Raw genomic sequence first — 26,200 nt, 5'->3', positions numbered from 1 at the left:
AATCCGGCTCGGGGAGCCGGATGACCCGAGACAGATTTCAAACCGGGCAAGAAGCAGGATCTGGCCAGCTGTGAGACAGACGGTGCTTGCCAGTCGTGCCCGGCGACCCAGGATGAACCGTCTCTCTACCATTTCGAAGGAAGAAGTCCATGCGCTCTATCTATTGCGGACAGGTCAACGAGGCCCATGCCGGGCAGACCATTACATTGTGCGGTTGGGTCCATCGTCGTCGTGATCTCGGCGGCCTCATCTTTATCGACATGCGCGACCGCGAGGGCATCGTGCAGGTGTTCTTCGATCCGGACAAGCCGGACGCCTTTGCCCTGGCCTCCGAGCTGCGCGGCGAGTTCTGCATCCAGGTGACCGGTGTGGTGCGTACCCGCCCCGACTCCCAGCGCAACAGCGACATGGCCACCGGTGCCATCGAGGTGTTCGCCCACGAGCTCACCATCATCAACCGTGCCGAGCCGCTACCCCTTGACTTCAACCAGGTCAACAGCGAAGAGGTGAGCCTCAAGTACCGCTACCTGGACCTGCGTCGTCCCGAGATGGCCAAGTACCTGAAGACCCGTGCCAAGGCCAGTGCCTTCGTGCGCCGCTTCATGGACGAGCACGGCTTCCTCGACATCGAGACCCCGATGCTGACCAAGGCGACCCCGGAAGGGGCCCGTGACTACCTGGTGCCGAGCCGCGTGCACAAGGGCAAGTTCTACGCCCTGCCGCAGTCCCCCCAGCTGTTCAAGCAGTTGCTGATGATGTCCGGCTTCGACCGCTACTACCAGATCGTCAAGTGCTTCCGCGACGAAGACCTGCGTGCCGACCGCCAGCCGGAATTCACCCAGATCGACGTGGAGACCTCCTTCATGACCGCGCCCCAGGTGCGTGAAATCATGGAAGAGATGATCCGCAAGCTCTGGCTGCACATCCTGAACGTGGACCTGGGTGACTTCCCCATCATGACCTTCGACGAAGCCATGCGCCGCTTCGGTTCCGACAAGCCGGACCTGCGCCTGCCGATGGAGCTGGTGGACGTGGCAGATCTCTTGACCGAGGTGGAGTTCGCCGTGTTCGCCGGCCCCGCCAAGGATCCGAAAGGCCGTGTGGCGGCCCTGAAGGTACCGGGTGGCGCGGAGCTGTCTCGCAAGCAGATCGACGAGTACACCAAGTTCGTCGGCATCTACGGTGCCAAGGGCCTGGCCTGGATGAAGGTCAACGACGCCGGGAGCGGCCTCGAAGGGGTGCAGTCCCCGGTGGCCAAGTTCCTCTCCGACGCCATCGTGCGCGAGATCCTGGCCCGCACCGGCGCGATGGATGGCGACATCATCTTCTTCGGCGCCGACTCCAAGAAAGTGGTGTGCGATGCCATGGGCGCCCTGCGCCTGAAGGTGGGCCGCGATCTGGGCCTGGTGGAGAACGTCTGGAAGCCCTTGTGGGTCATCGACTTCCCCATGTTCGAAGAAGATGGCGAAGGCGGCCTGGCGGCCATGCACCACCCCTTCACCGCCCCGAGCAACCTGGGCCCGGCCGAGCTGAAAGCGAACCCGGTGGGTGCTTACGCCAACGCCTACGACATGGTGATCAACGGCTACGAAGTGGGTGGCGGCTCTGTGCGTATCCACAACAGCGAGATGCAGTCCACCGTGTTCGACATCCTGGGGATCACCCCGGACGAGCAGCGCCTGAAGTTCGGCTTCCTGCTGGATGCCCTGAAATACGGCACCCCGCCCCACGCCGGCCTGGCCTTCGGTCTGGACCGCCTCAGCATGCTGCTGACCGGCACCGACAACATCCGGGATGTCATCGCCTTCCCGAAAACCACGGCGGCCGCCTGTCTGATGACAGACGCCCCGAGCTTTGCCAACCCGGCCCAACTGGGCGAGCTGGCGATTGCGACCACCGTCAAGGGTGACGAATAAGCCGTTATCGGCAACAAAGGCCGCAGCGATGCGGCCTTTCCCGTTTCCCCCTGGGCGCAACCAGTGTTACTGAAATTTCCAACTATAACGGAGAGTCCCTATGGCAGGTCACAGTAAATGGGCCAACATCAAACACCGCAAGGCGGCGCAAGACGCCAAGCGCGGCAAGATCTTCACCAAGCTGATCCGCGAAATCACCACCTCCGCGCGTCTGGGTGATGCCGATCCTGCCAACAACCCCCGCCTGCGTGCGGCGGTGGCGGCAGCCCTGACCAGCAACATGACCCGCGACACCATCAACCGCGCCATCGCCCGTGGGGCCGGCGGCGGTGACGGCGAGCAGCTCGAGACCATCGTGTACGAAGGGTACGGCCCGGCCGGTTCCGCCGTCATGGTGGAGTGCCTGACCGACAACCGCAACCGTACCGTGGCCGAAGTGCGTCACGCCTTCAGCAAGTGCGGCGGCAACCTGGGGACCGACGGCTCCGTGGCCTATCTGTTCACCAAGAAGGGGGTGCTGACCTTCGTGGGCGCCGATGAAGACGCCCTGATGGACGCTGCGCTGGAAGCCGGTGCCGACGACGTGGTGACCGAAGAAGATGGCACCATCGAGGTCTACACCACCCCGAACGACTTCGGCACCGTGCTGGACGGTCTGGAAGCTGCCGGCTTCAAGCCCGAGAGCGCCGAAGTGACCATGATCCCCTCCACCGAGGCGGAACTGGATGCCGAGACCGCGCCCAAGCTGATGCGCCTCATCGACATGCTGGAAGATCTGGACGACGTGCAGGAGGTGTACCACAACGGCTCCATCTCCGACGAGATCGCCGCGACCCTGTGATTGCCTCTCGGGAACGCTGTGATCCCCAAGGGCAAGGGGAGGGCGACCACAACGGTCCTCTTCCCCGGCTCCGACGAGATTGCCGCGACCCTGTAATTGTCTCTCGGGAACGCTGTGAAACCCAGGGCAGGGGGGAGGGCGACCACAACGGTCCTCTCCTCCGGCTCCGACGAGATCGCCGCGACTCTGTAATCCCCAGGGCAAGGGGAGGGTGACCACAACGGTCCTCTTCCCCGGCTCCGACGAGATTGCCGCGACCCTGTTCAGGTTCGCGAACACACAGGTGCGACACCTTGTTTACCTTCGCAAGAACGGCAGCCCGGGCTGCCGTTTTTTTATGTGCCAGACCGCGCACCTCCCCTTGTGGTTCGATTTCCTCTCTTAATGTTCGCTTAAGTTTGCCGTCCTAGGATGACCCCGTATCTGGACCTCCCTGGCTCTTGTCCTGTTTTTCAGGGCCGAGTGTCGGGATGGTCACCACGAAGCCTGCTGGCAGGTTGTTAGTTCCACTGGTTTGTCGGAGTCTCTCTATGCGTCTCACTCTGGGAGTGATGAAGGTCAATCTGTTGCTGGTGCTGCTGTTTGCACTGGTCTTCAACTGGCCCATTTTCCTGCACTTTTATCGAATTCTCAGCGCCCTTGAACACGTCAAGGCGGGGTTTGTCCTCTCCATTCCCCTGGTACTGGTGGCGGCCCTCAACGCGGTGTTCCTGCCCTTTACCTTCCGTTATCTGCTCAAGCCCTTTTTCGCCTTGCTCATCCTGACCGGCTCCCTGGTCAGCTACGCCATGCTCAAGTACGGGGTGATCTTCGACATGGGCATGATGCAGAACATCATCGAGACCAACAGCGGGGAGGCGGGCTCCTACCTCAACGGCTCCGTGGTGCTCTGGTTCCTGCTGACCGGCCTGCTGCCGGTGCTGGTCCTGCTGTGGGTGAAGATTGAGTACCCCCGTCCCTGGTACAAGGGACTGGGTCTGCGCCTCGGTTCCATCGCCCTCTCCTTGCTGTTTCTGATGGGGGCTGCCGCCCTTTATTACCAGGATTACGCCTCGGTCGGGCGAAACAACAAGTCCCTCGGCAAGGAGATAGTGCCCGCCAACTATGTGCACGGGCTCTACAAGTACGCCCGGGATGTGGTCTTCGCCACTCCCATTCCCTACCAGCAGATCGGCACCGATGCCAGGGTGATCGGCCAGCATGAGAAGCCGACCCTGATGTTCCTGGTGGTGGGGGAGACGGCCCGCAGCCAGAACTACTCCCTCAACGGCTACAAGAAGGAGACCAACGGCTTCACCGAGAAGGAGGCCAATGTCGTCTCGTTCAGGAACGTGCGCTCCTGCGGCACCGCCACTGCGCTCTCCGTGCCCTGCATGTTCTCGAACATGACCCGGCGCGGCTATGACGAGGCCAGGGCCCAGTCCCAGGATGGCTTGCTGGACGTGCTGCAACATGCCGGGATCTCGGTGCTCTGGAAGGAAAACGACGGCGGCTGCAAGGGGGTGTGCAAAAACGTTCCCACCATCGAGATTGAGCCCAAGGCATTCCCCGCATACTGCTCCGGCAATGCCTGTCATGACGAGGTGCTGTTGCAGGGGCTGGATCAGCAGATCGCCGACATGCAGGGCAAGCAGGGCAGCAAGCTGGTGGCCTTCCACCTGATGGGCAGCCACGGTCCGACCTACTATCGCCGCTACCCGGCCGCCGATCGCGTCTTCCTGCCGGACTGCCCGCGCAGCGACATCGAGAACTGCAGCAACGAAGAGCTGGTGAACACCTATGACAACACCATCCGCTACACCGACAAGGTGCTGGCCCAGCTCATCGACAAGCTCAAGAGCCTGGAGAGCCAGTACAACGTGGGGCTGGTCTATCTGTCGGATCACGGCGAATCCCTCGGTGCCATGGGGCTCTATCTGCACGGCACCCCCTACAAGTTCGCACCGGACGATCAGACCCGGGTGCCGCTCCTGACCTGGTTCTCTCCCCAGTTGCAGGCAGACCGTCAGCTCAATCTGGATTGCCTGCAACAGGAGGCAGCCAGCAAGCGCTTCTCCCACGACAACCTGTTCCACTCCATGCTCGGCATCATGGACGTGCAGACCCAGGTTTATGACGGCAAGCTGGATCTGTTCAAGCCGTGCCGGGCGGGGTGAATGGGCCAGAACGGTTGAGCGGCACGACAACCTGTTACCCCGCACCATGCTCGGTATCATGGACGTGCAGACCCAGGTCTATGACGGCAAGCTGGATCTGTTCAAACCGTGCCGGGCGGGGTGAACCGGCGAAAACAGACCATAAAAAAACGGCAGCCACTGGCTGCCGTTTTCGTATCCGAAGGGGTAGGCCTTACTTCTGCTCCATGATGATCTGCAGCAGATCCCCTTCCAGCAGGGAGCGCTTGACCAGGGCGAAGCCGCCGATGGTGGGCTGGTTCTGAAAGCGCGCCTTCACGATGGGCAGGCCGCGATGGAAACTTGGCAGAGACTGGTGCTCGACACAGCGGCGGATGGCCGGGATCAGGATCTCTTCGGCGGCGGTGATTTCACCGGCGATGAGCACCTTCTGGGGGTTGAACAGGTTGACCGTGATGGCGATGGCGCGCCCCAGGTGCTCCCCCACGTTCTCGATCACGCTGCGGGCCAGCTCGTCACCGGCCACCGCCGCCTTGCACACCTCCTGGATGGTGATGTGCTTCTCTTGCAGCGAACTCAGGTGACCGCGGCTGATGAGCTCCTTCACCTTGTCGACGATGGCCTCGTTGGAGGCGATGGTCTCGAGGCAGCCGAAGTTGCCGCAGTGGCAGCGCTTGCCAAGGGGTTCGACCTGGATGTGGCCTATTTCACCGACGTTGCGGTTCTGGCCGAGAAACACCTTGCCCTTGGTGATGATGCCCGAGCCCGTCCCCTGGTGGACACTCACCAGGATGGAGTCCATGCAGTCGCGGGACTCGCCGAAGAAGTGTTCGGCCAGCGCCAGCGAACGGGTGTCGTTGCCCACGTAGCAGGGGAGGTTGAAGTGGTGCTCCAGGAGCTTGGCGAGCCCCAGGTTGCGGATCTGGTAGGTGGGGGTGTAGATGACCATGCCGGATTCCGGGTTGACCAGACCCGGCATGGTCAGCGCGATGCTGATGAGGTTGCGGCTGCGATCCTGATTGGCGTCGATGAAGGCGCCAATCTCCCGCAGCAGCATGTCCACCACCGGTTGCTGCTCGATCTCGGTCACCTGGGTGATGTGCTGATCGAGCTCCTTGCCGTCGAGGTCATACAGGGAGAGCTGCAGGTAGCCGCGACCCAGCTTGGCGGACACAAACTGGAAGCGATGCTTGATGGTGGTCAGGGAGATGGCGCGGCGCCCGCCAGTGGAGGCTTGCGGCGAGGTTTCCCTGATGAGACCGTGCTCGATCAGTTGCCGGGTTATCTTGGTCACGCTGGCCGGGGCCAGCTGACTCAACTCGGCAATTTTGACCCGCGAGATGGGCCCCTGCAGGTCAATGAGGCGATAGACGACCGCACTGTTTACCTGCTTGATAAGATCTACGTTTGCTATTTGTCCGCCAGTCATAGTGTCACTGTGTTGTGTAGTGTCCGTTAACCACGGTCCCGCAGACCGCGAAGGCCTGATCAAAGACGGTGAGGTTGGCAATTTTTCCGACCTGGATACTACCGAGACGCGAGTCCCATCCAATGGCGCGAGCGGGGTAAAGGGTGGCCATTCTCAGTGCTTCGTCGAGCGGCAATCCGACCTGTTTGACCAGATTTTCCACCCCTTCGATCATGGTGAGGGCGGAGCCGCCGAGTGTACCATTCTCATCGACGCACTGACCATCGCGGAAATAGACGGTTGCGCCGCAAAAATCAAATTTCTCAAAGCCTTCCGGTGCGCCTGCCGCCGCGGTGGCATCGGTGACCAGCACCAGCCGCTCCCCCAGCATCCTGTGCGCCAGGCGCACGTTGGCCCAGTGTACGTGGTGGCCGTCGACGATGATGCCCGCATAGACATCCTTGCGATCGTAGATGGCACCGACCACGCCGGGCTCGCGACCGTTCAGGGTCGGAGTCATGGCGTTGTAGAGGTGGGTGGCAAAGCGCATGCCGTTGTCAAAGCCCGCCATGGCCTGGTCGTAGTTGGCGGCGGTGTGGCCGGCGGAGACCAGGATGCCGGCCTCCACCAGACGGCGGATGTGCTCGGGCTTGTTGCGCTCGGGTGCCAGGGTGATCTTGGCGATGGCGTCCGCGTTGTCGCAGAAGAAGTCGATCATCTCGTCGGCGGGCTGGCGGATCTGTTCGGCCGGGTGGATCCCCTTGCGCTTGAGGTTGGTGTAGGGCCCTTCCAGATGGACGCCAAGCACCTCGTTGGGGTGGGCGGCCATGTAGTCGCGGGTGACGGCGACGGCCTGCTTCATGTCCGCATCCGGGCTGGTGATCAGGGTCGGCAGGAAGCTGGTTGTCCCGGATTTCAGGTTGGCCGCCTGCATGGTGGCCAGGGTGTCCGTGGTGATGTGACCGTTGAACATGACGCCACCGCAGCCGTTGAGCTGGACGTCGATAAAGCCGGCGCTGAGGTTGGCGCCCTGGAGGTCAATCTGCTCGATGCCGGCGGGCAGTTCTGCCTGGCGGGAGATGGCGACAATCTTGTCGCCATCGATGACCACGCCATAACCGGTCAGCACGCAGCTGCCGGTGTAGAGAGTGCAATTAGTCAGAGCGTACATGGGAGCTCCTCAGAGGTGCTTGATATTGTCGGCTTCCAGTTGCTGGAAGTAGCGCACCGTCTTGACCTTCAACTCCATGGTGGAAGGTTCGTCGCACACCACTATCCCTTTCGGATGCAGCTGCAGGGTGGAGATGGTCCACATGTGGTTGACGCTGCCCTCCACGGTGGCCTGCAGGGCCTGGGCCTTGGCGTGACCGACCACCAGGATCAGGATCTCTTCGGCGTCCATCAGGGTGCCGACACCCACGGTCAGGGCCAGCTTGGGCACCTGCTCCATGTCGCCGCCAAAGAAGCGGGAGTTGGCGATGCGGGTGTCTTCGGTCAGGGTCTTGACCCGGGTACGGGAAGCCAGGGAAGAGGCCGGTTCGTTGAAGGCGATGTGGCCGTCATTGCCGACGCCACCCATGAACAGGTGGATCTTGCCGTAGGACTTGATCTTGTCTTCGTAGCGCTGGCACTCGGCCACCAGATCCTCGGCGTTGCCATTGAGGATGTTGATGTTTTCCGGGCGAATGTCCACGTGATTGAAGAAGTTGTTGTGCATGAAGCTGTGGTAGCTCTCCGGGTGTTCCTTGGGCAGCCCCACGTACTCGTCCATGTTGAAGGTGACCACGTTCTGGAAGCTCACCTCGCCGGCTTTATGCAGCTCAATCAGGCGCTTGTAGGTGTTGAGCGGGGTGCCGCCAGTGGGCAGACCCAGCACGAAGGGGCGCTCGGCAGTGGGTTTGAACGCATTGATGCGGTCAACGATGTAACGGGCAGACCAGAGACCCACCTGGCTGGCAGACTTCAACGGGATCAGGCGCATTCTATATACCTCAGTACGGTTGCCGCACAGGGAGTGACGGCAAGGGACCAGACACGGATTCAAGTTGTTTTATAGCGTAAATAAAGATTGCGAACTAAGCCACATCTATCGGCTACCTTTATCTCTGTTGAGTGATAATGATCACGAAAGCTGGTTTATTAATTTGCGCAGCGAAATAAAACACATAGACTGCCAATCAAGCCTTGATGGCTTATGCGTCGAACGTGATAAGCACTTAATTTCTAGAAAAACACCAACTAAGGAGAGGAACCGTGAACATTCTCGGTTATTTGCAAAAGATCGGCCGTGCCCTGATGGTGCCGGTAGCGGTATTGCCTGCCGCCGCGATCCTGATGGGGATTGGCTACTGGATTGACCCGAACGGTTGGGGTGGCGGAAGCCCTCTGGCTGCGTTTCTGATCAAGGCGGGCGCCGCCATCATCGACAGTATGCCCATTCTGTTCGCCGTCGGCGTCGCTTACGGCATGTCCAAGGATAAAGACGGTTCCGCCGCGCTGGCCGGTCTGGTCGGCTTCCTGGTGGTCACCACTCTGCTGAGCCCGGGCGCCGTGGCCCAGATCAAGGGTATCCCGGCCGACCAGGTGCCGGCAGCCTTTGCCAAGATCAGCAACCAGTTCGTCGGCATCCTGTGTGGTGTGATCGCCGCTGAGCTGTACAACCGCTTCAGCAGCGTGGAGCTGCACAAGGCGCTGGCCTTCTTCTCCGGTCGTCGTCTGGTGCCGATCGTGACCTCCGTGGTGATGATCGTGGTCTCCTTCATCCTGATGGCCGTCTGGCCGGTCATCTACGGTGGCCTGGTGAGCTTCGGTGAATCCATCGTCAGCATGGGCTCCACCGGTGCCGGCATCTATGCCTTCTTCAACCGTCTGCTGATCCCGGTCGGTCTGCACCACGCCCTGAACTCCGTGTTCTGGTTCGACGTGGCCGGCATCAACGACATCCCGAACTTCCTGGGTGGCCAATCCTCCATCGACGCCGGCAAGGCCGTCGTGGGCGTGACCGGCATGTACCAGGCCGGCTTCTTCCCCATCATGATGTTCGGTCTGCCGGGTGCCGCACTGGCCATCTACCACAGCGCGAAGAAAGAGAACAAAGAGAAGGTTGCGTCCATCATGATCGCTGCCGCCTTTGCCGCCTTCTTCACCGGGGTGACCGAGCCGCTCGAGTTCTCCTTCATGTTCGTGGCGCCGGTACTGTACGTCATCCACGCCCTGCTGACCGGTATCTCCGTGTTCATCGCAGCCTCCATGCACTGGATCGCCGGTTTCGGCTTCAGCGCCGGTCTGGTGGATATGGTGCTCTCCAGCCGCAACCCGCTGGCGACCCAGTGGTACATGCTGCTGGTACAGGGTCTGGTCTTCTTCGGCCTCTACTACGTGGTCTTCCGCGCCGTGATCGCCAAGTTCAACCTGAAAACCCCGGGTCGTGAAGATGACGAAGCCGTGCCGGTACAGGCTCAAACCACCGACCGCACCGAGCTGGCCAAGCAGTATCTGGAAGTGCTGGGTGGTCAGGACAACCTGGTGACCATCGATGCCTGCATCACCCGTCTGCGTCTGACCCTGAAAGACCGCAGCATCGTTGACGAGCGCAAGCTCAAAGCCCTGGGCGCGGCCGGTGTGGTCAAGCTCGGTGAGCAGAACCTGCAGGTGATTCTGGGCCCATTGGCCGAGATCATCGCCGGTGAGATGAAAGCCCTGCGTTAATCGAGCGACTCGCTCACCTCAAGTCTAAGTCCATTGTTGACATAACTAAGGGCCCCGCCTCGGGGCCCCATATAAAAAAAGCCAAGAAAATCCAACCTTTACTTCAAATGAGAGCAGCAGTTATGAACTTGAAACATTCTCTGTTAGCCATTGCCATGTCTACCGTTTTCGCCGGTCCCGCACTTGCAGCTGATGCTGCCAGGCAAGCGGTGGTCGACGCCCTCGCCAGCAACCTCGTCGTCAAGTACGAAGTCGTCACCAATGACGGTGCCGGCGCCGGTCTTGACTGCCAGGCGCTGGGCTCCGAGTGGGCAAGCTGCGGCGTTGCCAAGCTGCACCTGACCAATACCGGGGCCGACGTCACCTCCAAGGACTGGAGCATCTATGTCTCCTCCATCCGCCGCATCCAGCGGGTGGACAACGACCAGTTCACCATCACCCACCTGACCGGCGACCTCTATCGTTTGACGCCGACCGAGAAGTTCCAGGGCTTTGCCAAGGACGCCACGGTCGAGGTGCCCCTGGTGGTGGAATACTGGGTATTGTTCGAATCTGACATCATGCCGAACTGGTATGTCGCCAGTGAAGGGGCCGAGCCGAAAGTGCTGGCCAGCATGAGCAACATCGACGATGCCAGCACCTACGAGAAGCCGATGCCGGCCGATGGCTGGAAGCGCACCAAGGATGACAACAACATCCTGATGAACAGCGAGACCCGTTTCGCCGCGAACCAGACCAGTACCCTGCTGCCTGCCGGCAAGATTGACGACCGCATCCTGCCAAGCCCGATGAAGCAGGTGGTCAAGGCCGGCCCGCAAGTCGACTTCTCCACCATCAAGCTCAATGCCCTTGACCTGCCGAGCGATCGCGCCGAGGCCCTGAAGGCGCAACTGACCAAGCTGGGTGTTACCCTCTCCGACACCGGCTACCCGGTCACCATCAAGCTCGGCAGCAAGCTCAAGCAGGCCGAAGGCTACGACATGACCATCGGCCAGAAGGGCACCGTCATTCAGGGGCACGACGTTGACGGCGCCTTCTGGGGCGCCCAGTCCCTGATCTCCCTGCTGGGCGTTGACGACAAGCTGGTGAGCCAGATGAGCGTCGAGGATGCGCCGCGCTTTGAATACCGTGGCATGCAGACCGACGTGGCCCGTCACTTCAGAAGCCCGGAGACCATGAAGAAGCTGGTGGATCAGATGTCCGCCATGAAGCTCAACGTGCTGCACCTGGGGCTGACTAACGATGAAGGCTGGCGTCTGGAGATCCCGGGCCTGTCGGAGCTGACCGACGTCGGCAGCCAGCGTTGCCACGACGAGTCCGAAACCAAGTGCCTGATGCCGCAGCTCGGCTCCGGCCCCACCAGCGACAACCAGGGTTCCGGTTTCTACAGCAAGGCGGACTACATCGACCTGGTACGCTATGCCAAGGCGCGTGGTGTGACCGTGATCCCCGAGATCAACATGCCGGCCCACGCCCGTGCCGCCGTGGTCTCCATGGAGGCGCGCTACAAGCGTCTGATGAGCGAGGGCAAAGAAGCCGAGGCGAACCAGTTCCGTCTGACCGACCCGACCGATACCTCCAACGTCACCTCGGTGCAGTTCTACGACAAGATGTCCTTCATCAACCCCTGCCAGCCGGGCGCCGCCACCTTCGTGGCCAAGGTGATGGATGAAGTGGCCCAGATGCACCAGGCCGCCGGCCAGCCGCTGACCGCCTGGCACTACGGTGGTGACGAGGCGAAGAACATCATGCAGGGCGGTGGTTACCAGGATCCGGCCGTCACCAAGAAAGAAGATCTGGTGGCCTGGAAGGGCAACGTCGACTCCAGCAAGCAGGACAAGCCGTTCGGCAAGTCCCCGATGTGCCAGAAGATGATCGACGATGGCAAGATCAAGGACGTGGCCGAGCTGCCGGTCTACTTTGCCAAGGAAGTGAGCGAGATGGTCAAGGGCCACGGCTTCTCCACCCTGCAGGCGTGGGAAGATGGCCTGAAGTACGCCACGGATGCCAGCGTATTCGCCACCGACAAGACCCGGGTCAACTTCTGGGAAACCCTCTACTGGGGTGGTTTCAACGAGGCGATGAAGTGGGCGCACAAGGGCTATGACGTGGTGCTCTCCAACCCGGATTACCTCTACTTCGACTTCCCGAACGAGGTACACCCTGCCGAGCGCGGCTACTACTGGGCAACCCGCTTCAACGACACCCGCAAGGTGTTCGCCTTCGCCCCGGAAAACCTGCCGCAGAACGCCGAGACCTCGGTTGACCGCGACGGCAACGCCTTCGTGGCCAAGGGTGACCAGGATCCGGTCAAGTTCAAGGGGATCTCCGGTCAACAATGGAGTGAAACCGTGCGCACCGATGCCCAGTACGAGTACATGGTCTATCCGCGCATCTTCTCCGTGGCCGAGCGCGCCTGGCACAAGGGCGGCTTCGAGCTCGATTACGTGAAGGGTCGCGAGTTCTCCGGCACCACCAAGCATGTCAACAAGGCCACCCTGAACAAGGAGTGGAACCAGTTTGCCAACGTGCTGGGTCAGCGCGTGCTGCCCAAGCTGGACCAGGCCGGGGTGGAATATCGCCTCTCCGTACCGGGTGCCAAGGTGGTGAACGGTGTGCTGGAAGCGAATGTGGATCTGCCGGGTCTGCCCATCCAGTACAGCCTGGATGGCAAGAGCTGGAGCGCCTACGACGCTGCCGCCAAGCCGACCGTGGATGGCAAGGTCTACCTGCGTACCACCAGCTTCGATGGCAAGCGCACCAGCCGCGTCACCGAGCTGAACTGATAGCTAGCCTTCAATCCATAACGCAAGGTGGGTCGCAAGACCCGCCTTTCCCAAGGGCGATGGCCATCGGGTTTGGGAAAGGTTGACTCTGCGTGTGAACCTTTGTTGTGTGTGTTTTGTCTGTTTTTCATCACTTGAGACCCCGCCCCGTGCGGGGCTTTTTTTGACCAGGATCTCTGCAATTTCTCCCGTTTCGCCGTTTTTGGTGCGCCAATGACCCGAATTGGCCAAATTCAGGTTGAGGCAGGGCGCGTAATGAGGGATCATACCCGGCTTGACGGCGGGGGTATGAGGGTGCCAGCCGGCACAACGTCCGCCAGTGACGCATTTTTGAGGTGAGCCATGAGTCAGGCGAACAGCCCAACTAACTTTATTCGTCAGATCATTGATGAAGATCTGGCCAGCGGTAAGCACAGCAGCGTGCATACCCGTTTCCCGCCGGAGCCGAACGGTTATCTCCATATCGGCCACGCCAAATCCATCTGCCTGAACTTCGGCATCGCCCGCGACTATCAGGGTCAGTGCAACCTGCGTTTCGATGACACCAACCCGGCGAAGGAAGACATCGAGTTCGTGGAGTCCATCAAGCAGGACGTCCAGTGGCTGGGCTTTCAGTGGAGCGGCGAGATCTGCTACTCCTCCGACTATTTCCACAAGCTGCACGGCTACGCCATCGAGCTCATCGAGAAGGGACTGGCCTATGTGGACGAGCTCTCCCCGGAGCAGATGCGCGAATACCGCGGCACCCTGACTGCCCCTGGCAAGAACAGCCCGTTCCGCGATCGCAGCGTGGAAGAGAACCTTGCCCTGTTCGCCAAGATGAAAAACGGTGAGATGGCCGAAGGGAGCGCCTGCCTGCGCGCCAAGATCGACATGGCATCCCCCTTCATGGTGATGCGCGATCCCGTCATCTATCGCATCAAGTTTGCCCACCACCACCAGACCGGTGACGAGTGGTGCATCTACCCGATGTATGACTTCACCCACTGCATCTCGGACGCCCTGGAGGGGATCACCCACTCCCTGTGTACCCTGGAGTTCCAGGACAACCGTCGCCTGTATGACTGGGTGCTGGACAACATCAGCATCGACTGTCACCCCCGTCAGTACGAGTTCTCCCGTCTGAACCTCGAATACACCGTCATGTCCAAGCGCAAGCTGAACCTGCTGGTGACCGAGGGGCACGTGAACGGCTGGGATGATCCGCGCATGCTGACCGTCTCCGGTCTGCGCCGCCGTGGTTACACCCCGGCCTCCATCCGCGAGTTCTGCAAGCGCATCGGTGTGACCAAGCAGGACAACATCGTCGAGATGAGCATGCTGGAAGCCTGCATCCGCGACGATCTCAACGAGAACGCCCCGCGCGCCATGGCCGTGCTGCACCCGGTGAAGGTGGTGATCGAGAACCTGGCGGCGGACGAGGTGCTGACGGCGCCTGCGCACCCGAACAAGCCGGAGATGGGGACCCGTGAGCTGCATTTCTCCCGCGAAATCTTCATCGACGAGGCGGACTTCAAAGAGGAAGCCAACAAGCAGTTCAAGCGTCTGGTGCTGGGCAAGGAAGTGCGCCTGCGCAACGCCTACGTCATCAAGGCCGAACGGGTCGAGAAGGATGCGGACGGCAAGGTCACCTGCATCTACTGCTCTTACGACCCCGAGACCCTGGGCAAGGATCCGGCGGACGGTCGCAAGGTGAAAGGGGTGATCCACTGGGTCAGCGCCACTCACTCCCTGCCGGCCGAAGTGCGTCTCTATGACCGTCTGTTCAAGGTGCCGAACCCGGGCGCCGAGGATGACTTCGAAGCGGCTCTGAATCCGGAATCCCTGGTGATCATCGAAGGGGCCCGGGTGGAAGCTTCTCTGAAGGATGCCAAGCCGGAGTTTGCCTACCAGTTCGAGCGTGAAGGTTACTTCTGCGCCGACAACAAGCTCTCCAGCGCCGAGCGCCTGGTGTTCAACCGCACCGTGGCCCTGCGTGACGTCTGGGGCAAGGCCGAGGTCTGATAGAAGAGGGCAGGGGAAACCCTGCCGCTTCTGGTCCGGATTGCGGACACAAAAAAGCCAGCATGATGCTGGCTTTTTTATTGCGCCGACCCGGCCGAATCAATCGTCGTGCTTGCAGTCACCGTTGGCGCAGTGGCCATACAGGTAAAGACTGTGGTTGGTCAGGCGGATGTTGTGCGCCTTGGCGATGTCGCGCTGGCGCTGTTCGATCACCTCGTCGGAGAACTCGATCACCTTGCCGCAGTCGAGGCAGACCAGGTGGTCGTGGTGCTCCTGGGTGGCGAGCTCGAACACCGACTTGCCCCCTTCGAAATGGTGACGGGTGACGATACCGGCATCATCAAACTGGTTGAGAACGCGATAAACGGTAGCGAGACCAATCTCCTCGCCCTGATCGATCAGCCGTTTGTACAGATCTTCCGCACTGGTGTGCTGGCAGTCCGGCTGTTGCAGGATTTCCAGGATCTTGACACGGGGCAAGGTGATCTTGAGCCCGGCCTTTTTTAACGCTTGGTTGTTGTCTGCCATTTCTATTTATTCGCATTCTCGAAGGTGTGGTTATTCTGATTGACTGCCGCTGTAATGGCAACCACGAACTCGCTTGGCCTGTCATTATAGGTCGTAGCCAAGTTAAAAATAAACCCAGCAATTCAAGGGCTTTAGCTCATCAAGCCCGTCATGGGAATATTCAGACCCGCTTGCTCGATCAGAGAATGTTGATACTATGTGACTTCTTTATAGTCTGGTCGGATGAGATCCATGGATTGGCTTTTCGGCAATGCCGCCTGGGTGCGCTGCGCCCTCAACGCCTGGCCCCCCTTCTGGGGTGCAGGCATCAAGATAGAAACCCTGAGCCCCGATTTTCGCTTCTGCCGGGTGACGCTCAAGTCCCGCTGGTGGAACAAGAATGCCAACCGGACCCAGTTCGGTGGCAGCATGTTCGCCATGACGGATCCCATCTACCCGTTGATGCTGATGGGCTATTTCAAGAACCGCTACTACGTGTGGGACAAGGCGGGCAGTATCAATTTCATCAAGCCGGGCAAGGGCAAACTGGTGGCGGAGTTCACCCTGAGCGACGCCAAGCTGGCATCGATCGTGGCGGCGACCGAGGGGGGAGACAAGCACTTTCCCGAGTTCGAGGTGCAGGTGCAGGATGGCCAGGGCGAGCTGGTGGCCCAGGTGAAGCGCACCCTCTATGTCAGATCCAAGCCCCAGCACAGGGGGGGCTGAATGCTTGCTGCAGATGCAACAAGGGCCCCGTCGGGGCCCTTGTTGCATGAAGAGGGAGGAAGATCAGATCACTCCAGCTCGCCCAGGCACATCTCTTCGTGCAGCTGTTTGCACCAGCCCTTGACGCGCTCTGCAGTCAGCTCGGGTTGGCGATCTTCGTCGATGCCCAGGCCCACGAAGTGCTTGTCATCCACCAGTGCCTTGGAGGCTTCGAACTCGTAGCTCGCGGTCGGCCAGTGGCCGATGATGATGGCGCCCTTGGCTTCGACGATGTCACGCAGGGTGCCCATGGCGTCGAGGAAGTACTCGGCATAGTCTTCCTGATCGCCGCATCCGAAGATGGCCACCAGCTTGTTGTTGAAGTCGATCTCTTCGAGCTCGGGGAAGAAGTCGTCCCAATCGGCCTGGGCTTCGCCGTAGTACCAAGTCGGGATGCCGAACATCAGCAGATCGAAGCTGTCGATGTCGGCCTTGCTGCTCTTGGCAATGTCACGGACTTCAATCAGTTGTTTGCCCAGTTCTTTCTGGATCATCTTGGCGACAGCTTCGGTATTACCGGTATCGCTGCCGAAAAACAGACCTACACTAGCCATAGTGTTTCGTTACCCGTATCTGGTGTTGATGCTTGACGGTTCAGATTGCGATGCCTGCTGCATGAGCAGACTCGATCTGTTGCTTCAGGATAGATTGGATCAGCTCGGCTCGGCTGACGTTCTGTTGCAGCGCAAGTTGGTTCAGGCGCTCCAGCAACTCGGCTTCCACCTTTAACTCGACCCGTTTCAGCCCGTTCTCACGATCGCGCTTGAGCTGGTTGCGCTTGTTGATCTTGAGCTGGGTCTCGCGGGGGAGTGGATTGGTCTTTGGCCTGCCGGGGCGCTTCTCAGTTGCGAACAGATCCAGTGTTGTTCGATCAGTTTGCTGTTTGGCCATACATCACAGATGAAAAGTAGTTAGCCGATCCCTGAGCCTTCCCAGCCCATTTCGATCAGCCCCTTGGCGACAAAACCCGCGCAACCCAGAAACAGCACCAGCCAGACGATGAAGCGGCCGAAGCGGGGCACATTGCCCCGTTTGAGCACGTCCTGAATGGCCAGACCAATCAGCAGGAAGATGGCCACGAAGAACAGTTTCAGGCCCAGACTCTCGATGAGATCGATGTGTTCACTCAGCATGGATTGCGCGCACTCCTTAAGACGGGCGCACTATATCACAAAGGATTTAAAACTGTTAACCGCCTGTCGACAGGAAATCCACAACCAGTTTGTTGAACAAAACCGGCTTTTCCGCGTGCAGCCAGTGACCCGTGCCGGCGATGACGCGGGCCTTGGCGGCCGGGAACTGGGCCATCGCGGCCCCGGTGTATTCGGGCAACATATAGTCGGAGTCGCCCCCCTTGATGAAGAGTGTCGCGCCTTCGAAGCGGCGTTCATCGTCAGGCCAGCCCATGATGTTGGCGTAGTTGCGCTCAAGGGCCGACACGTTGAAACGCCACCCCCATCCAGACTCCCCTTTGGCGAAGGATTTGAGCAGGAACTGGCGAACCCCGGCGATCTCGATGTGCTCGGCCAGCATGGCTTCCGCCTCGCTGCGGCTCTGGGGGGGCGTGGCCAGCGTGGCATTGAGCCCGGCAAACACGTTCTTGTGGCGGGCGTGGGGATAGGCCACCGGGGCGATGTCCGCCACTACCAGCTTGCTGACCCTGTGAGGGGCCTGCTTGGCGACCTGCATGGCGACCTTGCCCCCCATGGAGTGACCCACCAGGGCCACCTGTTCAAGTCCAAGATGGTCCAGCAGGGCCAGGATGTCCTCCGCCTGGGCCGGGTAGCTCATCTCGTCCGAGTGAAAGGAGGCGCCGTGATTGCGCAGATCGACGCTGATGACCCGGTATTGTTCGCTGAGGGGGCGTGCCAGCAGGCCGAGGTTGTCCAGGCTGCCAAAGAGGCCATGGATCAGCACGACAGTCGGGCCTTCGCCCTGATCCTTGAAGTTCAATCGTGGATATTGTTGCAAAATGACACCTTATCGGTCGTGGGCTCTATCGCCATACTTTTTAACACACTGAAAGAAAAGGATTTCATTCCTGGTGGGGGATTTTTTTGTGGTTTTTTTTCAAAAATATCTCCCCGGGATCGGCTATCAGTGCGGGGGATCACACACTTGGCCCGTCATTATGCCGTATTCTCAAGGAGATTCATGCACATCTGTCCGCCCCTTGCTTGGGCTGCCGGGTCTGCCTATGTATAATCGCCGCATCCGAATTTCGACGAGTCCAGCGCATCCCTATGAAAACCATCGAGCTTGATGACGATCTCTACTTCTTTATCGCGAGCCAGACCCGGCACATCGGCGAGAGTGCGTCCGATATCCTGCGTCGCCTGCTGGAGCAACCCGCCCAGGCTGGCACGGCAACCGTGGCGGCCGCGCCTGCGATGCAACCGCAACCCGTGGCCGATGCCATGGGGCTGGAGGCACTGCTGGATTCCGGCGAGCTTCAGAAAGAAGAGAAGTCCATCAACCGCTTCATGCTGGTATTGAGCACCCTCTATCGGGACAACCCGGAAGGCTTCACCCAGGCGACCGAGATAAAAGGGCGCAAGCGCGTCTATTTCTCCCGTGACCCGGAAGCGCTGCGTGCCAGTGGCAGCACCACCAAGCCCAAGCCGGTACCGGAGACCCCGTTCTGGGTGATCACCAATACCAATACCAGCCGCAAGCAGAACATGGTGGCCCAGCTCATGAACAGCATGGGTTATGACGAGGATCTGACGGCTCGGGTGTGCGGCGCCGTTTAACCCATCAATGACTTCAGGCCTTGCCGGGCAAGGCTCAGCTCAAGGAAAACGCCATGGCACAGCATTCCCACGCCGGTCAGCCGGCTCGTCTTTGCGATCTGACCAACATTCCCCGTCTGGTCAGCGCCTACTACCTCAACAAGCCGGACATGAGCCGCCCTGAGCAGCGGGTCGCCTTCGGCACCTCCGGTCACCGCGGCAGCGCCCTGCACAGCGCCTTCACCGAATCCCACATTCTGGCGGTGACCCAGGCGCTGGTGGAGTACCGCCAGCAGGCCGGTATCACGGGGCCGCTGTTCGTTGGCATGGATACCCATGCCCTGTCTGAATCCGCCTTTGCCAGCGCGGTGGAAGTGCTGGCGGCCAACGGTGTCGAGACCCGCATTCAGGCCGGCCTCGGCTTCACGCCGACCCCGGTCATCTCCCATGCCATCCTGCGCCACAACGCAGGCAAACCCGTGGCCCAGGCGGACGGCGTGGTGATCACCCCGTCCCACAACCCGCCGGAAGACGGTGGCTTCAAGTACAACCCGCCCCACGGCGGTCCCGCCGAGGGGGAGATCACCAAGTGGGTGGAAGACCGCGCCAACGCGATCCTGGAAGCGGGCCTGGCCGGCGTGAAGCGGATGCCGTTTGCCGAGGCCCTCAAGAGCCCGTTCGTGGTGGAACACGACTATGTCACCCCTTATGTGGATGATCTCGAAAACGTGCTGGATCTGGCCGCCATCAAGCAGGCAGGCATCAAGATCGGCGTGGATCCGCTGGGTGGCTCCGGCGTCGCCTACTGGGACGTCATCGCCAGGCGCTACGGTCTGGACATCGAGGTGGTGAACTACAAGGTCGACCCGACCTTCTCCTTCATGACCCTGGACAAAGACGGCAAGATCCGGATGGACTGTTCCAGCCCGTTCGCCATGGCGAGCCTGATTGCCCTGAAAGACAAGTTCGACATCGCCCTTGGCAATGACCCTGACTACGACCGTCACGGCATCGTCACCAAGGCGGGCCTGATGAATCCGAACCACTATCTGGCGGTGGCCATCCAGTATCTGTTCACCCACAGAACCGGCTGGCCCAAGGGGGCGGCCGTCGGCAAGACGCTGGTCTCCTCTTCCATGATCGACCGGGTGGCCGGCGAGATCGGTCGCACCCTCAAAGAGGTGCCGGTCGGCTTCAAGTGGTTCGTGGACGGTCTCTACAGCGGCGAGTTCGGCTTTGGCGGCGAGGAGAGCGCGGGTGCCTCCTTCCTGCGCAAGGACGGTACCGTCTGGACCACCGACAAGGATGGCTTCATTCTGGCGCTGCTGGCGGCCGAGATCCTGGCGGTGACCGGCAAGGATCCCCAGGCCCACTACGATGCGCTCGAAGCCAGATTCGGCCGCTCCAGCTACCGCCGCATTGATGCCCCGGCCAACAGCGCCCAGAAGGCGGTGCTCTCCAAGCTGGATCCGGCTCTGGTGGAAGCCTCCACCCTGGCTGGTGAGCCCATCCTCGCCAAGCTGACCAAGGCGCCTGGCAACGATGCCGCCATCGGCGGCCTGAAAGTGGTGACCGAGAACGGCTGGTTCGCGGCGCGCCCCTCCGGTACCGAGTCCATCTACAAGATCTACATGGAGAGCTTCAAGGGGGAGGCGCACCTGGACCTCATCCAGCAGGAAGCCCAGCAGATCGTCTCCGCCGCCCTGGCCAAGGCCGGGGTCTGACCCTTACGGCAACAACCCATGCGAAAGAGGAGCCCTGGTGGCTCCTCTTTTTTTGTGTCGGGTTGACTGCGGATCAGCCGTTGTCGACGCTGCCGGTGGCGGCCTTGCGGTTCTGCCAGCGTTTGAGGAAGGGGCGGGCAGGCAGCTTCATCAGGAAGAGAGAGAGCAGGATGATGCCGATGCCGAGCCACTGACGGCCATCCAGGGTTTCTCCCACCATCAGCACACCGCAGGAGACCGCCACCATGGGGTTGGTGAGGGCCAGCATCCCCATCACCTCCGGGCCATGGCGTTTGAGTCCCCAGAGCCAGGCCCAGTAGGCCAGGGCCGTGTTGAGGATCACCAGCCAGATAAGCCCGGGAGTGGCGTCAACCCTGGGCAGGGGCATGGGGCCGGCCAGCCACCAGGCCAGCGGGATCAGCATCAGGCCGCCCAGCAGCAGCTGCCAGGCGGTCAGGGCCAGCAGATCGTCCACCGGCCAGCGTTGCATCCAGCGGCTCGACTGGCCGATGAGCAGGGTGGCGAGCAGGGCGCACGCCACGCCGACGGGATCCAGATTGGCAGAGGGATTGAGCAACAAGAGCACCCCGACGAGCCCCATCACCCCCAGCAACAGCCACTTGAGCGTCGGTCTGACACCGTCTTGCAGCCAGGCCAGCCCCATCAGGATGAGGGGCAGCGTCGCTCCCAACGTACCCGCCACGGCGCCGGGCAGGCGAAACGCCGCCACGAACAGCAGGGCGAAGAAGGCGGTGATGTTGCAAAATGCCAGCAGGAACTGCCTGCTCCAGACGAGAGGCGGTCTGCGGGGATGGAGCAACAGCAGCAGCACTCCGGCGGGGAGGGCGCGCCACACGGCCACCCAGTAGGGGGAGTAGTCGGTCAGGTAGAGACTGACGACGGCATAGGTGCTGCCCCAGAGCAGGGGGGCGAGCAGGGCGATCAGCAGCGGCATGGTTATCTCGTAACAAAGTATCTTTAAGTAAAGATACATTAGCCGCGAGTTGGTTTATTATCAAGTATCTTCATGTAAAGATAATGGAGCCCGAATGGAGAGTGATCATGTAGATCAGCTGCTGGCCCAGTGGGCCCGGCAGCGCCCGGACCTCGACTGCACCCCCATGGGGGTGCTGCGGCGGGTGGCGCGCATGGCGGCGATCGCCGGGCGCGAAGTGAGCGAGACCCTCAAAGAGTGCGGTCTGTTGGGGTCCGATTTCGATATCCTGGCGACCCTGCGTCGGGCCGGTGAGCCGCTGACCCCGACCGCGCTCTACCAGTCCGCCATGCTGAGTTCAGGGGCCATGACGGCCCGGCTCGACAAGCTGGAGCAGCGTGGCCTGATAAGACGTGAAGCCTCCCCCGATGACAGACGCAGCCTGCTGGTCTGCCTGACGGAGCCGGGGCGGGAGCTGGTTGACCATGCGGTGGAACAGCACGTGGCGAACGAGCGCCGCCTGCTGGCCCCATTGAGCCTGGCCGAGCAGAAGCAGCTGGCCGCCCTGCTCAAGCGCTGGTTGCTGGAGAACGAATAGCAAAACGGGCCCATCTGGCCCGTTTTTGTTGGCATTGAGGCTGACTCAGTAGCCGCCTCTGGCATCCCTGACGGCAAGGCCAAGCTGCCATACCGCCATGGCGTAGTGGGTGCTGTGGTTGTAGCGGGTGATAGCGTAGAAGTTCGGCAAGCCGTACCAGTACTGGTAACCGGTGCCGACATCCAGACGCAGCAGGCTCGCCTCCTTGTGATTGCCAAGGGAGCCGATTGGGGTCAGACCAGCTCCGCGCAGGGTGGCCACCGGGTAGCGGGTCTGGAAGCCGTGCTCATAGCCCGGCAGCTGTCCCTGGCCGCGTACTGCCACCGGCTGCCCTTTCTCCCAGCCGTGGGCCTTGAAGTAGTTGGCCACGCTGCCGATGGCATCCACCGGATCCCACAGGTTGGTGTGGCCGTTGCCGTTGAAGTCCACCGCGTAGTTGCGAAAACTCGACGGCATGAACTGGCCGTAGCCCATGGCCCCGGCATAGGAGCCCTTGGGTTCGGTGGGATCCATCCCCTCATCCCGGGTCATCACCAGGAAGGCTTCCAGCTCGCCGGTGAAGAAGTCGGCGCGGCGCGGGTAGTCAAATGCCAGGGTCGCCAGGGCGTCGAGAATGCGGGTCTTGCCCATCACCCGACCCCAGCGGGTTTCCACCCCGATGATGCCAACGATGATCTCGGGTGGCACCCCGTAGATCTGCTGCGCCCGGTTGAGTTCACTCTCGTATTCACGCCAGAAGTTGACGCCGTTTTGCACGTTGTCCGGGGTGATGAACTTGGCGCGGTAGCGATTCCAGGCGCCGGTCGGGCCGGTGGGCGGTCTGGTGGTGGGGGCCTGGGCGTCCATCAGCTTGATGATCCAGTCATAACGCTCGGCCTGGGCCAGTACCCGGTGCAGCTCGGCGCTGTCGAAGCCGTGCTTTTGCACCATCCGCTGCACGAAGTTGTCCACGTTGGAACGATTGGCGAAGTCCCCCTTGCTGACCCCGGGCTGGCTCACCTGTCCGTAGAAGGGTTTGCTCGGCGGTGTCTGGTTGATGAAGGCGCTGTTGGGTTGGGGTTTGACCACGGGCTTGGGCGCCGGCGTGCTGCTGCAGCCGTAGATCAGGGGAAACAGGGAGAGGACACAGACAAGGCGACGCATAGGGTTCTCGTGAGCCTGAAAAAGAGTGCCGTCATGGTAAAACATTGGCGTGCAGGCGCAAGTGCTCCGTGCCGGCGCGCCCCCGGGATCCCGTCAGCGCAGGGTGTGGTAGCCGCTCCAGATCCGGGTCAGGGTCGTGATGGCGCAGAGCAGGGCGAAACCGTAGGCCAGTGGCACGAAGGTGGCGGGCCAGAGGCACATGAGCACGAAGAGGGCGATGGTTTCGCTCCCCTCGGTGAGCCCGCCCAGATAGTAGAGGGATTTGTGGTGGTAGACGGGGCTCTCGATGCCCCGTTTGCCCGCCATGATGGCAAAGGCCAGAAAGCTCGATCCCGTGCCCATGAAGGCGAACAGCAGGGTGGCGGCGGCCAGGGCGTTGGCCGGGTCGGCGAGGGCAAAGCCCAGCACCACGGCGGCGTAGAAGATGAAATCCAGCGTGATGTCGAGAAACCCGCCGCAGTCGGTGATGCCCGTTTCCCGCGCCACGGCGCCATCCAGCCCGTCCAGCAGCCGGTTGAGCAGAATCGCCGCCAACGCCCACTGATAGCAGCCAAAGGCCAGCAGCGGCAGCGCCAGCATGCCGATGAGAAAGCCGGCGAGGCTCACCTGGTTGGCGCTCACCCCGGCCCGGCACAGGGGGCGGGCAAGCGCGGCGAGGGGGCGGCGGATAACCGGGATCAGGTGGCGATCAAACAAGGTGGTGCTCCTCTTCTGGGATGGCTGGGGGGATCAGCTGCAAGATGGTGCCCGGCGCATCCTCTTCGTCGTGGGTCACCAGCAGCGCGGGGATGGCCTGCGTGCGCAGGCGCTCGAACACCAGGGTTCTGAATGCCGCCCGCAGCGGCTTGTCGAGGCGGGAGAAGGGTTCGTCCAGCAGCAATGCCCTGGGCTCGGCCAGCAGGGCACGCAGCAGGCTGACGCGGGCTTTCTGGCCGCCGGAGAGCGCCCCGGGCAGCTTGTCCGCCTGAGCCTCCAGCCCGACCTCGGCCAGCGCCTCGCGGGCCCGGGTCTGCCTTGCCGCCATCCCCTTGAGATGCGCCGGCATGCCGAACATCAGATTTTCGGCCACCGTCAGGTGGGCAAACAGCAGGTCATCCTGAAACAGGATGCCGACCCCCCTCTCTTGGGGGGGCAGCGGGGTGAGGCGATGTGCGCCGAGCAGGATGTCCCCGGTCAGCCGGATGGGGCCCCCGGGTGGCAGCACTCCCGCCAGGGCCGCCAGCAGGGAGCTCTTGCCACAGCCGCTCGGTCCCATCAGGGTGAGCACCTCGCCCGGGGCCACCCTGAGGGGGGGGAGCGTCAGCAGGGGGGCACCGTCGAGGAAGAGGGTGAGTGCGGAGGTGTGCAGCATCGGGTCAGGACCTCAGGGCGGGGTTGATGCGCCGCGGCAGCCAGAGCGCCAGGGCATAGATGAAAAGGGGCAGCAGGAGTTGCAGCAGGCCGTAGAGCCCCGCCAGCCGCCGGTTGAGGCCGCTGCCGATGGCCACCGCCTCCGTGGTGATGGTGACGACCCGCCCGCCCCCGAACAGCAGGGTCGGCAGGTATTGGGCCAGGCTCACCGCCGCTCCGACACCGAAGGCGAACAACAGGGGACGGGCGAGCAGGGGGCCCTTGACTCGCCACCAGGCCCCCCAGGGGCTGGCCCCGAGCGTGAGGGCCACCCGGGTGAGGCGCTCGTCGAACTGGCGATAGGGGCCGTGCAGGCAGAGATAGACGTATGGAAAGACGAAGATCAACTGGCTCCAGAGTACCCAGCCTGGGCCTATGCCAGTGAATCCCAGCCCGTCGGTCTGAAGGCGCAATCCAAACAGCAGGCTGGCCTGGGGCAGCAGCAGAGGCAGGCAGACAAGCCAGAGGGTGCGTGTGGCGCGGCGCGCAGGCAACGCCTCGAGGCAGAGCACCGCCAGCAGCAGGGAGAGCGCGGCGCAGAGCAGGGCCAGCCACAGACTCTGCCAGAGCAGCGGGCCCAGGCTCGGCAGCAGAGCCTGCCAGTGGTGGCTGCTCCATTCGCTCGGCCAGAGGGTGGGAAAGGACCAGCGCCGGGTCAGGGACCAGAGCAGCAGGGCGGCGAGCACCAGCAGATTGGTCAGGAGCAGCCCCCACACGCCGATGCGGGCAATGAGTGCGGGCCAGGGCGAGGCGGGGGCGCGTCGCCCATCCAGCCAGCGTGCCTTGCCGAGGGTGAGGTGGGCCCGCTCCAGCAGCCTGAGGGCGCCAAGCAGCAGCAGGTTGAGGGCGAGCAGCAAGAGGGCGCCGCTGGCACTGGCGCCGCGCCAGGCGGGGTCGGCATCCTGATACCAGAGCCAGAGTCGCACCGCCAGGGGCGGCGGGGCATCAGGCCCCAGCAGCAGGGCGAGATCCACCACCGCCAGACCATAGGCGGCCACCGCGTAGAGGGGCAGTCGCAGGGCGGGCCAGAGGGAGGGCAGCAGCAGGCGCCACCAGATCCGGGGGGCGCTGAAGCCGAGGCTGGCCCCCAGCCACTGCTGGCGCGCCACCTTGGCGGGATCCAGTGCCGCCAGCGCCATCAGCAGCAGGAAGGGGGTCTCCTTGAGGATGAGCACCACGATGAGGCCAAGCCCCCAGGGATCCTTGAGGGTTTGCCAGTCCGGGGGTTGATGGGTGAGGTCAAGCAGGGGGGCGACGAGGCGCAGCAGCCAGCCAGAGGGAGCGATCAGAAAGGCGATGCCGATGGCAAAGGCGACGTGGGGAAGCGCCAGCAGGGGGGAGAGCAGGCGGCGCAGCCAGCGCATCCAGGGATGCCCGTCCCCCTGGGCGAGCAGCAAGGCGGTGGCGCCGAGGGCCCCCAGGGTGGAGGCCCCCGCCACCCAGAGGCTCAACCCTGCGGAGTGCCAGAGTCCGGGCTGGGGGAGCAAGAGGGATAGATTGGCGGGGGAGAGCCCCTCGATGACCAGCAACAGCAGGCCCCCGGCGAGCGGGATCCCCAGCATCAAAAAGGGCAGCAGGAGGAGAAGAGGGGCGCGCGCCTGCATGATGGA

Annotated in this window: 24 protein-coding genes; 11 read left to right on the top strand and 13 right to left on the bottom strand. The window is 62.0% G+C overall.

Features of this window, described 5'->3' with window-relative positions:
- Positions 1-149 precede the first annotated feature (149 nt).
- The 4 genes from aspS (at position 150) to ACB037_RS01455 (ending at position 5,037) form a co-directional block, all read left to right on the top strand.
- On the top strand, positions 150-1,916 hold the full coding sequence (aspS, locus tag ACB037_RS01470; protein ID WP_010674093.1) for an aspartate--tRNA ligase: 1,767 nt from the start codon (positions 150-152) through the stop codon (positions 1,914-1,916).
- Positions 1,917-2,016: 100 nt separating this feature from the next.
- Positions 2,017-2,757, top strand: a complete 741-nt coding sequence (locus tag ACB037_RS01465; protein WP_010674094.1) for a YebC/PmpR family DNA-binding transcriptional regulator — start codon at positions 2,017-2,019, stop codon at positions 2,755-2,757.
- Positions 2,758-3,287: 530 nt separating this feature from the next.
- A complete protein-coding gene (locus ACB037_RS01460; protein WP_041212708.1) occupies positions 3,288-4,913 on the top strand; it encodes a phosphoethanolamine transferase in 1,626 nt (541 codons plus the stop codon).
- The gene (locus ACB037_RS01455; protein WP_371174939.1) at positions 4,870-5,037 is read left to right on the top strand and encodes a hypothetical protein; all 168 of its coding nucleotides are present in this window, start codon (positions 4,870-4,872) and stop codon (positions 5,035-5,037) included. Before ACB037_RS01460 ends, ACB037_RS01455 begins: the two co-directional genes overlap by 44 nt.
- Before the next feature lie 69 nt (positions 5,038-5,106).
- Here ACB037_RS01455 and ACB037_RS01450 read toward each other — a convergent pair whose 3' ends face one another.
- Genes ACB037_RS01450 through nagB form a run of 3 tightly spaced genes read right to left on the bottom strand, consistent with a single transcriptional unit; the run spans position 5,107 to position 8,281 of the window.
- The gene (locus ACB037_RS01450) at positions 5,107-6,321 is read right to left on the bottom strand and encodes an ROK family protein (RefSeq protein ID WP_010674096.1); all 1,215 of its coding nucleotides are present in this window, start codon (positions 6,319-6,321) and stop codon (positions 5,107-5,109) included.
- Between the two features lie 4 nt (positions 6,322-6,325).
- Complete coding sequence (nagA, locus tag ACB037_RS01445) at positions 6,326-7,471, bottom strand: N-acetylglucosamine-6-phosphate deacetylase (protein WP_039039842.1); 1,146 nt, start codon at positions 7,469-7,471, stop codon at positions 6,326-6,328.
- Between the two features lie 9 nt (positions 7,472-7,480).
- Positions 7,481-8,281: a glucosamine-6-phosphate deaminase gene (nagB, locus tag ACB037_RS01440; RefSeq protein WP_010674098.1), complete on the bottom strand. Its 801-nt coding sequence runs from the start codon at positions 8,279-8,281 to the stop codon at positions 7,481-7,483.
- Between the two features lie 272 nt (positions 8,282-8,553).
- Here nagB and nagE point away from each other — a divergent pair, with 272 nt between their 5' ends.
- From nagE to glnS, 3 genes are all read left to right on the top strand, one after another.
- Positions 8,554-10,008: an N-acetylglucosamine-specific PTS transporter subunit IIBC gene (gene nagE, locus ACB037_RS01435; protein ID WP_010674099.1), complete on the top strand. Its 1,455-nt coding sequence runs from the start codon at positions 8,554-8,556 to the stop codon at positions 10,006-10,008.
- A 122-nt stretch (positions 10,009-10,130) separates the two neighbouring features.
- Entirely contained in the window at positions 10,131-12,794 is a 2,664-nt protein-coding gene (locus tag ACB037_RS01430; RefSeq protein ID WP_371174803.1) for a beta-N-acetylhexosaminidase, read from the top strand.
- A gap of 342 nt (positions 12,795-13,136) precedes the next feature.
- Positions 13,137-14,798 carry a glutamine--tRNA ligase gene (gene glnS, locus ACB037_RS01425; protein ID WP_042878130.1) on the top strand — a complete coding sequence of 554 codons (1,662 nt, stop codon included), beginning with the start codon at positions 13,137-13,139 and terminating at the stop codon, positions 14,796-14,798.
- Positions 14,799-14,897: 99 nt separating this feature from the next.
- On the opposite strand, the gene fur is transcribed toward glnS, so the two are convergent.
- A complete protein-coding gene (fur, locus tag ACB037_RS01420) occupies positions 14,898-15,326 on the bottom strand; it encodes a ferric iron uptake transcriptional regulator (RefSeq protein ID WP_010674102.1) in 429 nt (142 codons plus the stop codon).
- Between the two features lie 231 nt (positions 15,327-15,557).
- Between fur and ACB037_RS01415 the strand changes: the two genes are divergently transcribed.
- Complete coding sequence (locus tag ACB037_RS01415; RefSeq protein ID WP_042878128.1) at positions 15,558-16,031, top strand: DUF4442 domain-containing protein; 474 nt, start codon at positions 15,558-15,560, stop codon at positions 16,029-16,031.
- A 68-nt stretch (positions 16,032-16,099) separates the two neighbouring features.
- Here ACB037_RS01415 and fldA read toward each other — a convergent pair whose 3' ends face one another.
- Genes fldA through ACB037_RS01395 form a run of 4 tightly spaced genes read right to left on the bottom strand, consistent with a single transcriptional unit; the run spans position 16,100 to position 18,023 of the window.
- Positions 16,100-16,624 carry a flavodoxin FldA gene (fldA, locus tag ACB037_RS01410; protein ID WP_010674104.1) on the bottom strand — a complete coding sequence of 175 codons (525 nt, stop codon included), beginning with the start codon at positions 16,622-16,624 and terminating at the stop codon, positions 16,100-16,102.
- A 40-nt stretch (positions 16,625-16,664) separates the two neighbouring features.
- Complete coding sequence (ybfE, locus tag ACB037_RS01405; protein ID WP_005325670.1) at positions 16,665-16,961, bottom strand: LexA regulated protein; 297 nt, start codon at positions 16,959-16,961, stop codon at positions 16,665-16,667.
- Between the two features lie 20 nt (positions 16,962-16,981).
- Complete coding sequence (locus ACB037_RS01400) at positions 16,982-17,203, bottom strand: DUF2788 domain-containing protein (protein ID WP_010674106.1); 222 nt, start codon at positions 17,201-17,203, stop codon at positions 16,982-16,984.
- Between the two features lie 55 nt (positions 17,204-17,258).
- Complete coding sequence (locus tag ACB037_RS01395; protein ID WP_371174935.1) at positions 17,259-18,023, bottom strand: alpha/beta fold hydrolase; 765 nt, start codon at positions 18,021-18,023, stop codon at positions 17,259-17,261.
- A gap of 290 nt (positions 18,024-18,313) precedes the next feature.
- On the opposite strand from ACB037_RS01395, the gene seqA reads away from it, so the two are divergent.
- Positions 18,314-18,823 (top strand): replication initiation negative regulator SeqA, encoded by a 510-nt coding sequence (seqA, locus tag ACB037_RS01390; RefSeq protein WP_010674108.1) that lies wholly within the window; start codon positions 18,314-18,316, stop codon positions 18,821-18,823.
- A 53-nt stretch (positions 18,824-18,876) separates the two neighbouring features.
- On the top strand, positions 18,877-20,526 hold the full coding sequence (gene pgm, locus ACB037_RS01385; RefSeq protein WP_010674109.1) for a phosphoglucomutase (alpha-D-glucose-1,6-bisphosphate-dependent): 1,650 nt from the start codon (positions 18,877-18,879) through the stop codon (positions 20,524-20,526).
- Between the two features lie 73 nt (positions 20,527-20,599).
- On the opposite strand, the gene ACB037_RS01380 is transcribed toward pgm, so the two are convergent.
- Positions 20,600-21,481, bottom strand: a complete 882-nt coding sequence (locus ACB037_RS01380; protein WP_239053250.1) for a DMT family transporter — start codon at positions 21,479-21,481, stop codon at positions 20,600-20,602.
- Between the two features lie 94 nt (positions 21,482-21,575).
- On the opposite strand from ACB037_RS01380, the gene ACB037_RS01375 reads away from it, so the two are divergent.
- The gene (locus ACB037_RS01375; RefSeq protein ID WP_371174802.1) at positions 21,576-22,058 is read left to right on the top strand and encodes a MarR family winged helix-turn-helix transcriptional regulator; all 483 of its coding nucleotides are present in this window, start codon (positions 21,576-21,578) and stop codon (positions 22,056-22,058) included.
- Positions 22,059-22,103: 45 nt separating this feature from the next.
- Here ACB037_RS01375 and mltB read toward each other — a convergent pair whose 3' ends face one another.
- The 4 genes from mltB to ACB037_RS01355 all read right to left on the bottom strand — a co-directional run bounded on the left by mltB (position 22,104) and on the right by ACB037_RS01355 (position 26,194).
- Positions 22,104-23,201: a lytic murein transglycosylase B gene (mltB, locus tag ACB037_RS01370; protein WP_371174801.1), complete on the bottom strand. Its 1,098-nt coding sequence runs from the start codon at positions 23,199-23,201 to the stop codon at positions 22,104-22,106.
- A gap of 93 nt (positions 23,202-23,294) precedes the next feature.
- Entirely contained in the window at positions 23,295-23,897 is a 603-nt protein-coding gene (locus ACB037_RS01365) for a CDP-alcohol phosphatidyltransferase family protein (RefSeq protein WP_103243434.1), read from the bottom strand.
- Complete coding sequence (locus ACB037_RS01360) at positions 23,890-24,552, bottom strand: ATP-binding cassette domain-containing protein (RefSeq protein ID WP_182976453.1); 663 nt, start codon at positions 24,550-24,552, stop codon at positions 23,890-23,892. Before ACB037_RS01360 ends, ACB037_RS01365 begins: the two co-directional genes overlap by 8 nt.
- A 4-nt stretch (positions 24,553-24,556) precedes the next feature.
- Positions 24,557-26,194, bottom strand: coding sequence for an ABC transporter permease (locus ACB037_RS01355; protein WP_371174800.1), 1,638 nt, complete (start codon positions 26,192-26,194; stop codon positions 24,557-24,559).
- Between the last annotated feature and the right edge of the window lie 6 nt (positions 26,195-26,200).

It is taken from the genome of Aeromonas sp. S19(2024) (assembly GCF_041402625.1).
GTDB classification, from domain to species: domain Bacteria; phylum Pseudomonadota; class Gammaproteobacteria; order Enterobacterales; family Aeromonadaceae; genus Aeromonas; species Aeromonas caviae.
This window is presented reverse-complemented; position numbering and strand designations above follow the sequence as displayed.